Annotated in this window: 8 protein-coding genes and 1 pseudogene; 7 read left to right on the forward strand and 2 right to left on the reverse strand. The window is 35.3% G+C overall.

The features are described 5' to 3' along the window. Window positions 1-302: 302 nt before the first annotated feature. Both hutC and GTK57_RS14630 read right to left on the reverse strand, forming a co-directional pair. Window positions 303-1,040, reverse strand: a complete 738-nt coding sequence (hutC, locus tag GTK57_RS02530; RefSeq protein ID WP_163121172.1) for a histidine utilization repressor — start codon at window positions 1,038-1,040, stop codon at window positions 303-305. Between the two features lie 342 nt (window positions 1,041-1,382). Continuing rightward, window positions 1,383-1,702: pseudogene (locus GTK57_RS14630) on the reverse strand (Arm DNA-binding domain-containing protein); the annotation flags it as partial. A 2,043-nt stretch (window positions 1,703-3,745) separates the two neighbouring features. On the opposite strand from GTK57_RS14630, the gene GTK57_RS02540 reads away from it, so the two are divergent. The 7 genes from GTK57_RS02540 to GTK57_RS02570 all read left to right on the forward strand — a co-directional run bounded on the left by GTK57_RS02540 (window position 3,746) and on the right by GTK57_RS02570 (window position 13,160). Further along, window positions 3,746-4,660, forward strand: a complete 915-nt coding sequence (locus GTK57_RS02540) for a hypothetical protein (RefSeq protein WP_228720280.1) — start codon at window positions 3,746-3,748, stop codon at window positions 4,658-4,660. Between the two features lie 252 nt (window positions 4,661-4,912). Further along, window positions 4,913-6,487, forward strand: coding sequence for a type I restriction-modification system subunit M (locus GTK57_RS02545; RefSeq protein WP_163121176.1), 1,575 nt, complete (start codon window positions 4,913-4,915; stop codon window positions 6,485-6,487). Further along, complete coding sequence (locus tag GTK57_RS02550; RefSeq protein WP_163121178.1) at window positions 6,487-7,746, forward strand: restriction endonuclease subunit S; 1,260 nt, start codon at window positions 6,487-6,489, stop codon at window positions 7,744-7,746. Before GTK57_RS02545 ends, GTK57_RS02550 begins: the two co-directional genes overlap by 1 nt. A 9-nt stretch (window positions 7,747-7,755) precedes the next feature. Further along, window positions 7,756-8,655 (forward strand): DUF5655 domain-containing protein, encoded by a 900-nt coding sequence (locus GTK57_RS02555; protein ID WP_163121180.1) that lies wholly within the window; start codon window positions 7,756-7,758, stop codon window positions 8,653-8,655. A 28-nt stretch (window positions 8,656-8,683) separates the two neighbouring features. Next, window positions 8,684-11,563, forward strand: a complete 2,880-nt coding sequence (locus GTK57_RS02560; protein ID WP_163121182.1) for a type I restriction endonuclease subunit R — start codon at window positions 8,684-8,686, stop codon at window positions 11,561-11,563. A gap of 80 nt (window positions 11,564-11,643) precedes the next feature. After that, window positions 11,644-12,156 carry a hypothetical protein gene (locus GTK57_RS02565; protein WP_163121183.1) on the forward strand — a complete coding sequence of 171 codons (513 nt, stop codon included), beginning with the start codon at window positions 11,644-11,646 and terminating at the stop codon, window positions 12,154-12,156. A gap of 80 nt (window positions 12,157-12,236) precedes the next feature. Further along, window positions 12,237-13,160 (forward strand): hypothetical protein, encoded by a 924-nt coding sequence (locus GTK57_RS02570; RefSeq protein WP_163121186.1) that lies wholly within the window; start codon window positions 12,237-12,239, stop codon window positions 13,158-13,160. Window positions 13,161-13,240 lie beyond the last annotated feature (80 nt).

The following is a 13,240-nucleotide window of genomic DNA, read 5'->3' on the forward strand; positions in this document are numbered from 1 at the left end:
ATTTTTAGCGCTATGAATTAAAAAGAAATATTTTTATAAAAGCAGATGATTTGGTGTACAAAAAATGTGATTTCAAGGTAAATATGCGGGGAGATGACATCAAATTTTTAGATTTTTACAGCAGTCAGATAGATTAATTTCTAACAAATAACGAAGATGATTGAGCTTATTTTTAGGTGATTATGATTCATTATTTATAATCATAAGAAACAATGTACGAATACAATTCCCCCATTTTTCTACAATTTACAGGCATAAAAATGCCCAAAAGATCACCCTCAAAGGGATAATATCTACATGAATTAAGGCTTAAACTTGCCTTCTAAATAATAACGACTTCCAGGGTAAATCAACCGCGCAGTAGATATTAAATGCTTATTTGACCAAGTCCGACGTCGAATTGATAAACAGGGTTCTCCTTTATTAATTTTCAACCACTTACATTCTTGGGCACTTGCTAATATTGCTTCTACAATATGCACACCCTCTGTCACTGGGGCTTTTGCCATTAAGTATGCATTGGGAGTCATCTGCGTAAAATCTTGTTCTAAATAATTTGGAATTAAAAGCGCATTGACTAATCTATCTTCAATTTGTACAGGCACATCATTTTCAAAATGTATAATAATTGAATGAAATAATGAAACCCCTTCTTGGCTTTGCATCAGAATTGCTTGTTGAGCATCTGCAGATACTTTTTCTAATTTTAAAACTTCCGCACGATGGACATGATTCCTTGCAATAATTTCATCTGCAATATTATTGATTTGAAATAATGCTGAATGACCTTGCTCATTCGCAACAAAAGATCCAACGCCTTGAACGCGTACCAATACTTTATCTGCTGTTAGTTCTCTTAATGCACGATTTACCGTCATTCGACTACAACCCGTGATTTTAACTAACTCACTTTCTGATAAAATTTTGTCATTAACTTTCCATACACCCGTGTATATTTTATTTTTAATGTATTTTTTTACTTGTTCGTACAGAGGAATTGGGCTCTCTACATTGAAAGAATTGCTTAAATTTTCAGACATGTTTAGTCTCTAATAACATAATAAAGGTTCTGTATAGGGAAAAAACTAGGAATTTTCTCAATATATTTATTCATAAACTAAATTTAGTATAAACAATATTTGACCTTGTATATACAAGAAAGTTTACTGCAAGAATCTTATTTATAGCTTTATTTCAAATTAAATTATTGTTTTATATTCATGAGATAGTAAATAAATTAGGACCTGTTGACTTTTTCTGTTCAAAAAATAGCTAGAAAGTAAAATTCAATCGCCAAACCAAGTTTACTTCTCGCTATGCCTAGAATAATACTGACTGATCAACACTGGTATAAGCTAGAATCTATTCTCTTCAATTTTTTTATTTATTTTAGTCTCTTGGCGTTTGTATTCCTGTTTAGGAATGATTGGGTTATCGCCGTATAAGATATCTTAAATAATCTCTGATGCTTTTTTTCTTGCACCCTTACCCGATAATTCAGGATAAGTAGCAACACCCAATCATAACCATTTACCATCAGCTTTTTTATATCTGAATAGCCGTGCTTTTTTACCATTAGGCTTTACACGGAAATATAAGCTATTGCCGCACCGTCTAACGCTCGATACTCTTTTAATTCAGGTTCTAGATTAGCAAGTACGGTATCAGATAGAGGACGACGTTTTACATCTGTTCTTTTCATGGCTTTTACACCAGCGAGTTCAATAAATATTGTAATGTACAAGACAGTGTACACGGTGCATGTACACACCATAGCGATTCATGTTTTTTATACAGCCAATAAAAAAGCCTTAAATCAATAAGATTTAAGGCTTTTTTGAATTTTGGTGGGATGGCGACAATTGAACTTGTAATTTAAATTATTGAAATATAATACATATTATTAAAAATAAATTTAAACCATACAAAATACCATACAAGACGATGATTAATAGTGCAAATTATTAAAAAATAAAGCAGAGAAAAGACAAGGCTCGTCCCTAAGGGATCGAGCCTAATGCATTTGTTAACGCTCTTTGTTGAGCAGATGATTACGCCTGTACTGGCGGTTCAATTTTTTCATGCCGACTTAGGCCATATTCCATTTCATATTTCTACTGCTAGGCAATAGTTTTATGCTTGTCTAATCAGGAAGAACAAGCCACGATTTTTTCATGCTGGTGTAGCATTATCCTGATTTAAGTCTCAGGCAAACCCGTATAAATATATTTTCATCAGTGACCAAACTTCAGAATACTTACACTGTACCAATCTCGGCCTAGTCAGAGAGACCAATCCCCGACTGAGAAACACGACCAGTGTTTCATTAACCTTTCTTTTCTACATATTGTCCAACATGCTCACGCATGTGCCGACTCAAGTTTTCGCAATGAGCATCCCGATTGAAAAAAATCGAAATGTTTTAGGATTCGCTTTAAGCTAGCTATCTCATTTAATACAAATCTTACTATTAAGATTTGTATCACAATTTCTGCAAGTAAATACTTGCTTTATATGCGCTACTCACCATCGCTCCCACACTGAAAAAAATACAACAGACTTTTAACCAATTTAAGCCTTTTTATTCAGTGCTTCCCAAGTTATTTCAAAAGTGTCTTAATGTGCAGACCGTTTATCCTCTCGCCTGTATACATGCTTCCTGTTTCCCCCGACCGTAGTTCCTTAAAAAATATCGGGATATGATGTATACACAACTTTGTAAAGGGTAAAACTCTTACACTCCAATCAGCATCTATCGATTAATGCCGTTACACGTTTAAGCTATCCAGCGACCCATTCAGCTTGCGCAAAATGGTGCCAGCTTTTCCAGCGTTAGCCTCAAAGCCCTAGTACCTTACGGCACTCTCAGCAGCCATCGTGATTGGAAATGAGCATACTTTTCCAAGTAAAAAACTTGTTCGATCAAGCATACACATTCAGCTATTAACGGAGACTATCGCACATCCTATGCTGCTCCTGACTGTATCACTTTGAACAGGGTTTCAATGTTCCACTATTTTCATAATTTCACACCTAACTTGGCTATTACTAACCAAATGACCATTTCACGATAAATCGCTTATAGGCTCCCGTTTCCTTGTCGCCCAACCACTTTTTATTTGCTTGGAACTCTTAAAAAGTGAATGAACGGATAGAAAAAGGATATTGCAATCCTCTAGCCCCCGTTGCAACGTACCGAGCGAGGTTTCCCCAGCAGTCCGCTACATCGGCAATATGAAGATGGTTAGTCTTATATTCAGGGCAATATGTATCAAAGTTTTTGAATGGTGGTCAGCCATTCAAACCACTTCAAAAAAAGAAAGTTGGAATGGATGGTCAATCCACAATTCGATTGATATGCAGCCATATTATCAAAGTTAATTCATTATATCAATAATATTGATATATTATTTAAACAAGTATAAGATTTGCTGATCAAGGTTCGTAATGCGCACTAGGAACTACTTTATTGTCACCTTACAACGTGAGGTGACAGTGCTAGCGCAATTTGATTAATGCTGATGGCTGACGCGCTCAGCAAAATGGGAAATGTAGAGAAAATTATTGTTGATGAACAATTCAAAAATGGATGAAGAAATTTGGACTTAAGTGGATTGTTGATTGACATGAAAAGTGCATAGTTGGATGACATAAAATGATTGATTACAGCCCCCACACAAAATACACCGCACAAAAAATTCAAGATAAGGTCACAAGAGGATCATATTTTTACTGCAAATTTATAGTGCAAACTGAATTAGGTAAAATTGATATTGAAAAGATTATTCATAAATTAACCGAACGATATTCATTAAATTTAACCAGTCGGCAAAGAACATATCGACTAAAACAAGGATTACCTGTTGCTGATCTCATTGTTCAAGACATTCTTTATAAAGATGCATGGTTATTTGTCTTGTTGATCAAAACCCCTAATAGCCATCGTCACAGCAAAGAAACCATAGGCAAAGTGACTTCAACAACCAGTTCAGCATATACATTAAAAGATAAAATTGCTGAACTTGAACCTGTCATCTGGGACAAAATTACAGTCGGGCAAGAATTAACTTTTATCCGTCAATACTATAAAGACAATGAACAATTTAATTTCATATTGAATAAACCTTATCTATGCTTAGATTTTGGGAAATGTGAGGCTGAATTAGTACGGTTAAGCCATAAAAAGTATGCTGAACATCAGACTAAGTTTTACCGTAAAAGTAATAAGAATTTCTCATGGACGTGGCGATTTAAGAAAACTGAAGTAGAGAAACAAAAAAAAGAATTAACCCAAATTCTCAATCGAGTAATTTCACAGAAAGATCAAACCAAAGCGCTCAATGATCTTCTTGCATGGCAGAATTATTTTAAAGTTTATGCAGTATTCAGAGGCAATCGACAGCAGGCGGGACGTTTATATACCTTCGGGAAACTATTCTTTTTCAGTCGGAAAAGACAACGATGGGATCAGGCACAAATGCCGATGATGGACTTAACAATCATCGCGCGGTATGAAACCTATGCGGATTCTTATACTGAGTATTGTATGCGTAGATATTTTTATGAATCCTTTGAAGCAGAGCTTCCACGTGAAATTTCAAAAACTGAAGATTGGACATTAATTAATGCGTATATTGATGCTGAATATGACCAACTTTAACAAACTGCCTTGTTATTTATTTTACTTATAAATATTTTTCTAAACATCTGTAATTTTGATATAAGACTTAATTTAAATTATGATAGTTGAGCCTGTTAATCTTTTAAAATCCAAATAAAACCTTATATATCAATATTATTGATATGCATTTAGTGCGACAAATTTTGTCTTTCTATTTCCAGTTTTGCTGAAAAAACTTTAATTTTCGGTACACTAGTCATGTTTTATTCTTTTCATCGGACTTCTATAACAATGACCCACGTACAACTGCAACAATTACAAAAACAACTTTGGAATATTGCCAATACTTTGCGTGGCACCATGGGCGCCGATGAATTCCGTGATTACATTCTCGGTTTTATTTTTTATAAATACTTATCAGAAAAAGCCGTGAACTACGGTGACGCTTTACTCAAAAATGAAGAAGTCGATTTCACTTATAATGAATTAGATGAAAGTAATGCTGAACATAAGCCATATATCGAGGTTATTAAGCAAAATTCCATTTCTGAAGTCGGTTATGCGCTTACACCAAAACAACTATTCCATACCCTAGCCGAGCGTGGCCGTCAGGGTGAATTCATTCTGGATGATTTAACTGCAACTTTAAAATCGATTGAGCAAAGTACTTTGGGCACCGACTCTGCCGATGACTTTGCTAACCTGTTTGAAGACCTAGATCTGAATTCGACCAAGCTGGGTAACAATGCCAGTGACCGTAATGAATTGGTGGCCAAGGTTCTAAGTCATCTAGATGATATTGATTTTGATATTTCCAATACCGAAGCTGATGTACTGGGTGATGCTTATGAATACCTGATTGGTGAGTTTGCATCAGGCGCGGGCAAGAAAGCTGGTGAGTTCTATACACCGCAAACGGTATCGACTTTACTGGCTAAAATTGTCACCCAAGGCAAAGAGCGTTTACGTTCAGTCTATGATCCGACCTGTGGCTCAGGTTCGTTGTTGTTACGGGTAAAACGTGAAGTCAAAGATGTGGATATGATTTACGGTCAAGAGATGAACCGTACCACCTACAACTTGGCGCGCATGAACATGATTCTGCATGATGTGCATTTTGCCAAGTTCGACATCAAGCAGGAAAATACCTTAACCCGACCGCAGCATTTAGAGCATAAGTTTGATGCAGTGGTGGCTAATCCTCCATTTTCAGCCAACTGGTCAGCCGATCCATTATTTTTACAGGATGAACGCTTTGCCGCCTATGGCAAACTGGCACCAAGTTCCAAAGCCGATATGGCTTTTGTGCAGCACATGCTGTATCAACTGGACGACAACGGTACTATGGCGGTGGTATTACCGCATGGGGTGTTGTTCCGTGGTTCCAGTGAAGGCGTGATTCGTCAGTACCTGATTGAACAGTTGAATGTAGTGGATACGATTATTGGTCTACCGGCCAATATTTTCTATGGCACCTCGATTCCGACCTGTATTTTGGTCTTGAAGAAAAACCGTGAGCATACGGGCAATATTCTGTTTATTGATGCCAGTAACGGGTTTGAAAAGCAAAAGAATCAAAACAAGCTGTTGCCGGAGCATTTGGACAATATTATTGCGGCTTTTGAAAAGCGCCAGAATATTGAGAAATATGCCCATGTAGCAACTTTACAAGAAGTCAAAGACAATGATTACAATCTGAATATTCCGCGTTATGTGGATACCTTTGAAGCGGAAGCCGAGATTGATCTGAATGCGATTGCACAGCAGCTACAGGCTTTAGAACAAGACAGCCAAAAGACCGATGCGGTGATTGCGGAGTTTTGCAAAGCGCTTGGGATTGCTTCGCCTTTTGCGGAGGTGAAGTAATGGTTGCGCCTAAGTTACGGTTTGAAGAGTTTGATGGAGATTGGAGCAATAAATCGATTTCAGAGGTATCCAATCTCACATCAAGTAAAAGAGTTCATTTAGCAGACTACGTTTCTGATGGAATTCCATTTTTTAGAGGTAAAGAAATTACAGAATTAAAATCTGGGATTTTTCCTTCCAATGTTTTGTATATCTCACATGCTCAATTTAAGGAATTCAAAGAAAAATATGGTGTGCCAAAAAATAATGAAATTTTGATAACTGCTGTAGGCACTTTAGCTAATACCTATTTAATTAATACAAATTATGATTTTTACTTTAAAGATGGAAATTTAATTTGGTTAAAAGATATTAATACTGATCCTAAGTTCTTGATGATTCTTTTGGATGCAAAGAAAAAAGATGTTTTAGCTAGTTCAATTGGATCAACACAAAAAGCATTAACTATTGCTAACCTAAATAAACTTACTTTCAGCTTTCCTTGTAACGCTGAACAGACCAAAATCGCTTCTTTTCTTTCTGCCGTGGATGACAAAATTAGTCAACTCACGCAAAAACATCAGCTGCTTAGCCAATATAAACAAGGCATGATGAAGAAGCTGTTTAGTCAACAAATTCGTTTTAAAGCGGATGATGGGAGTGATTTTGGGGAGTGGGATAAATTTAAGTTTTTAGAAAAATTTAATTTTTATAACACTAACTCCTATTCTCGCGCTTTGTTGTCTGAAGATGGTGAAATTATGAATATTCATTATGGTGATATTCATACAAAGTTTTCTATGCTCTTTGATGTATCTAAAGAAACTGTACCATTTTTAAATGAGGGAATTGACACCAATAAAATTAGTGAAGATCAATTTCTAAAAGTTGGTGATCTAGTGATTGCGGATGCATCAGAGGATTACAAAGATATTGGTAAAACTATTGAAGTTATTAATTTAGGAAGCCAAAAAATTATTGCTGGTTTACATACTTATATTGCTAGACCTATTCATCCTTTTGCATTGGGTTTCTGTGGTTATTTGATGCAAACTTTTGAAGTTCGTGAGCAAATTAAAAAATTAGCAACTGGTATTTCTGTTCTAGGGATTTCCAAAACCAATATTGGAAAAGTAGAAATAGAACTACCTTGCCTAGAAGAACAAACCAAAATCTCCAACTTCTTATCTGCCATCGACCAGAAAATTGAAGTTATAGCGCAGCAAATTGAACAGGCTAAAACTTGGAAAAAAGGCTTGTTGCAGCAGATGTTTGTTTAGGGGGAATATATGAAGCATTATCAAATTCAAGATCAGACATTAGCCGCATTAATAGAACAACCTTTTAAATTAGAAAAAGAGATTCAGTCAATCTTTGAAAATAATTTAATGCTTCTAACAGGTTTAGAACTGGTTAAATCTGAATTTACTATAAAAAATAATCGTATCGATACTTTAGCCTTTGATCCAGAAAGTCTGGCTTTTGTGATCATTGAATACAAGCGGGAACGTAACTATAGTGTTGTTGATCAAGGTTTTACTTATTTAAATCTGATGTTGGAATACCAAGCTAATTTTGTGATTGCCTACAATGAATATTTAAATAAAAACCTAAAATTAAAAGATATTGATTGGTCACAAAGCCGAATTTTATTTGTTTCACCACACTTCACAGACTTTCAAAAACAATCTACTAATTTTAAAGACATAGGTATTGAACTATGGGAAGTTGAACGTTTTGAAAATGGTATTCTTTCCATAAATAAAATAAAGAAATCGAAAGAATCTCCTTCTTTAAAACAATTGCAATCTATCCAATCTCCAATTATTCAAAATATTACTCAAAACATTGTGCAATATGATGAAGATTATCATTTGGCAAATAGATCAGATGATATTAAAGAACTATATGAGCAATTTAGAGACTCGATTTTAAATCTAGCACCTGACATAGAAATGAATATTCGAAAAAACTACATTGCCTTTAAATGTAAAAATTCCAATCTTTTATATGTACATTTTTTTAAAGATTTCATACGCTTTGATATTAGTGAGCAAAGAAGAAAATTAATCGATGATCCTAGAAATTTTTTTAAGGATGTGGTTGATGGAAATTATTTTGCTGTGAAAGTTAAGGATAGTGAAAATATAGAATATATCCTGAGTTTAATTAAACAAACATTGAAGTGAATAATTTAAGATTATAGAGGGGAAAGGAATGACAGTACAAAGCGAATATCAACTTGAAAACGAACTAATTGATCAACTCAAACAACTGGGTTATGCATCAGTGACACTCAAGGACGAAAGCCAGCTACTGTCAAACCTGAAAACCCAGATTGAACGCGCCAATGGTCTTGCGCCACTGTCAGAAACGGAATGGAAACAAGTCATCAGTTTTTTAAACACGGGCACAGTGTTTGAGCGAGCCAAGAATCTGCGTGATCTGTTCCCAGTCAAATTTGATGATGGTACAAGCAAACACATCTTTTTCCTGTCCGATGACCCAAGCAAAAATATCTATCAGGTCACCAACCAGATCACCATTGATCACCGCGACTATAATGGCAGAACCAGCCGTTTTGATGTGACCTTACTGGTGAACGGTTTGCCTTTGGTGCAGATAGAATTAAAAAAACGGGGCATGGAAATAGCCGAAGCCTTTAACCAGACCCAGCGTTATACCCGTGAAGCCTATTGGGCTGGACAGGGCCTGTTTGGCTTTATCCAGCTATTTGTGATCAGTAATGGCGCCAATACTCGTTATTATTCTAACGGCACCACTGGCATTGAGTTCGCCTTCCCCTGGGCCGATGTCAGCAACAAACACATCAATGAAATTGTCGACTTTGCCGACGCTTTCCTCAATCAGCAGCATCTCGCCCAAATGCTGACCCAGTACATGGTGCTGCTAGAAACCACCAAAAGCCTGATGGTGCTGCGTCCCTATCAGATTTATGCTGTACAGAAAATCGTGCAGCATGTACAAAGCTCGGAGCAGAATGGCTATATCTGGCATACTACAGGTTCAGGCAAAACCCTGACCTCGTTTAAAGCCAGCCAGATCATAATGCAGATGCCGGACGTGGAAAAAGTCCTGTTCGTGGTGGATCGTAACGACCTCGATACGCAAACCTCAAGAGAATTCAATGCTTTTAAAGCCGAGAGCGTGGACAGTACCGATAACACGTCTACCTTGGTTAAACAGCTTGACCAACGTCATGACAAACTGATTGTAACCACCATCCAAAAACTCAATCGGGCCATCAGCACCGACCGTTATTTAGAATCGATTGATTATCTTAAAAATAAAAAAGTAGTCTTTATTTTTGATGAATGTCATCGCAGTCAATTTGGTGAGACCCATCAGAACATCAAAAAATTCTTCAGCAATGCACAAATGTTTGGTTTTACCGGTACGCCTATTTTTGAAAAGAACAGCCAAAGCAAAGCAGGTTTAAAACTCACCACAGACTACCTGTTTAATGAGTGTTTGCATAAATACGTGATTGTCGATGCCATCCGTGACCGTAACGTCTTGCAGTTCCAGATTGATTATCGTGGCAAATACACCGCCAAAGGCATTGCGACGAATGAAAGTTATGAGGAAGATGTAGAAGGCATCGATACAAAAGAACTGTATGACAACCCGCAACGCCTAGAAATGATTGCCCGCTACATTGTCAATATCCACGATACCAAAACCCGTAATCGTGAATTTACCGCGATGTTCTGTGTTAGTTCGGTCGAAACACTGACCCAATATTACGACATCTTTGCAAAGGTGCAGGCTGAAAAGCAAATTGAAGATGAAGCACAAGGTCGGATATTTAAACCGTTGACCATTGCCACCATCTTTTCCTATGCTGCAAATGAGGCTGTACCGACTGATGACTTAAATGGCTTGATTCACGAAGAAGCCGCAGATATTCCAAGTCAGGTCAATTCATCCAGTCGGGATAAGCTGGATCGCTACATTGCGAATTACAATCGACAGTTTAAAACCAACTACAATTCTGGTGATCAATTTTATGCGTACTACCGCGACATTGCACAGCGCGTAAAAAACAGACAGATTGATATTCTAATCGTGGTCAATATGTTCCTCACGGGCTTTGACTCTAAGCCGTTAAATACCTTGTATGTCGATAAAAACCTAAAATATCATGGCTTGATTCAAGCATTCTCACGCACCAACCGTGTCTATAACGATAAAAAACCATTTGGCAATATCATCTGTTTCCGCAACCTGAAACGCGCCACAGATGAAGCACTGGCGCTATTTTCCAATAAAGAAACGACCAAGATCGTCCTTGTTCCAAGCTATGCGGAAATCGAACAGGATTACCAAGCAGCGGTGAGCAAACTGTTTGCCTTAACGCCCAATTACCAATCAGTCGATGACCTTGTCACTGAAGAACAGCAACTCGAATTTATTAAGGCCTTCCGTGAAGTGATGCGCTATAACGCACAATTACAGACCTTTATTGAATACGATCAAGACCAAACACAACTGGATAAGCAGCACTTTGCGAACTTCGCCTCTAAGTATGCTGACTTGTGTCGTGCCGTTAGAAAGACCACTAAGGAAGAAAAAGTATCGGTATTGGATGATGTCGATTTTCAACTGGATTTACTGCACAGTGACCGTATCAATGTTGGATATATCATCAACCTGCTACAGCTTGTTGTTGATACAGACTCAGAGGACAAGCGTCAGAAGTACCAAGCGCAAATTTACGATTTAATCAGTAGTGATATTAGCTTGCACGATAAGCAAGACCTGATTCAAAAATTCATTGAAGAAAACATGCCTAAGATGATCAATGGTCAAAGCGTACAAGATGCCTTTGCACAATTTTGGGATATCGAAAAAGAACAGGCTTACCAGCAGCTTTGTGAACAGGAAAATCTAAAGCCTGAAGCGATGAAAGAAGTACTCGATCACTATGAATATACGCATCGTTTGCCACGTAAAGAAGAGTTGAAAGACTTACCGAACTATAAAGTAAAACTTTTTGAACGGGATAATGTCTTCACTAACTTGCTGGTCAAGACACGGCAGTTGATTGAAAGGTTTTATACTGGTTTTAATTAAATAATACACTTCAAAATGTGACTTTATTTCCAGAGAGTAAGCAGTGAAATTAGACTATATAGCAGGAACCGTGATCACTCATGATTAAAAATATGGATTCTTTCAAGCTGTCCTATGTGTATTTCTTTCCAGTGGCCTTTTTCCCATTTTGGAATATCTATCAATTTAGAAATGATCCAGATATTAAATCTTGGTTATTTAGAAATTTACTTGTCAGTTTTATAGTTATTTTGATTCCACTTTTTCTTACTTTAAGCATGATGATTACTAAGGTTTTATACAAAGATCAGGATAAAAATACAGAATATCGCTCAATAGGTTTAGGGTTACTATGTTTTTTATTTCTCACAGGAAGCAACTATTACCAATTTCAGAAATTTACAGTAGGAACAGACCTATCCATTGACTATTACCGAATGGCTATAATGATGAGTTTTCTAATCGCTTGTTTTATATCAAGTCTATATTTCATATTGAAATATAAAAAATACTCACAAAAACAATCAGTTAATTTCAATGTAAAAACAATAAGATTTATGGTGAGTACTGCCATTCCATTCTTTATCTCAGTAACTACTTTTTTTGTTGTTTAAATCATCAAAATTTTCAATATTTTAATTTTTATAGTTAATTTTAAATCCACCTTGAAGCAATATTAATTAAGAGGCTTAATATGAATAGTGAAGAAATTTCAAAATTATTTAAATTAGATCAAGTTGATTTTGAAAAATGTATAAGTTCTGAAGAGTATGAATCTAAATTATTAAAACAAGCAGATGACGCTTTCTTTAATAATTATTTTAAAAATGAAGAAATATTATTTGCTGCTTTTGATTTTTACTATTCTATAAAACTACTAGAAAATAATGATAATTTAATAACACTTAAAAACTTATTAAATAACAATAAATTATTAAGATATTTTCGAAGTGAAAAATTAGGAATTTTTGGTCTTATAATTATAATAACAGCATTTGATAAATCCACAGACTATGATATTTACAATATTGAAAATGAGGAAAATTATAAAAATAATAAAACCCAGAAAATATATGATAATTACATTAAATTCACTAATGAAACAGAGGATTTTTTTGATTTTAAATCATGGTTTAAAGATGAAATTGAATTAATGACAGCAAATTTATATTTATCATTAAGAGCAATGATTGTTCAAAATGAAAAACAAAGAGAAATTTGTGAAAATTTAATTTTAAAAAATTTAGACCTAAAAAAATTATCGGATTTTGATTATATTTTTAATACTTATATTGATAATATTAAACAATCAAATATAAATAATAAAGAATTAGTTGATAGAGAAAGAGATTTAAAAATTAATAAATTCATTAGAAATTTATATAACATGTTTAAATCTCTTAAAAATCACATTCTTTCCAGTGCTATTATTTGTGAAATAGTTTCAATTATATATGACCGTCAAAAAGATAAAGGTAAAATAATGGATTTAATAGATAAAGGAAATCCTCATTTTACAATTACAGAATATGAGAAAAAATATATACGTGATCAAGATCATAATATTATTGCGATGGAAATCGTTAGGTACGGACTCAACAATGACTCCCCCACCTAGTCAAAATCACATATAACAATCTATGTCAAGACCATCTAATCCTGTTTTTTTTGTGGGTTTAAGAGCATTACTCTTTTTTT

Source organism: Acinetobacter portensis, assembly GCF_010646905.1.
Taxonomy (GTDB): Bacteria; Pseudomonadota; Gammaproteobacteria; order Pseudomonadales; family Moraxellaceae; genus Acinetobacter; species Acinetobacter portensis.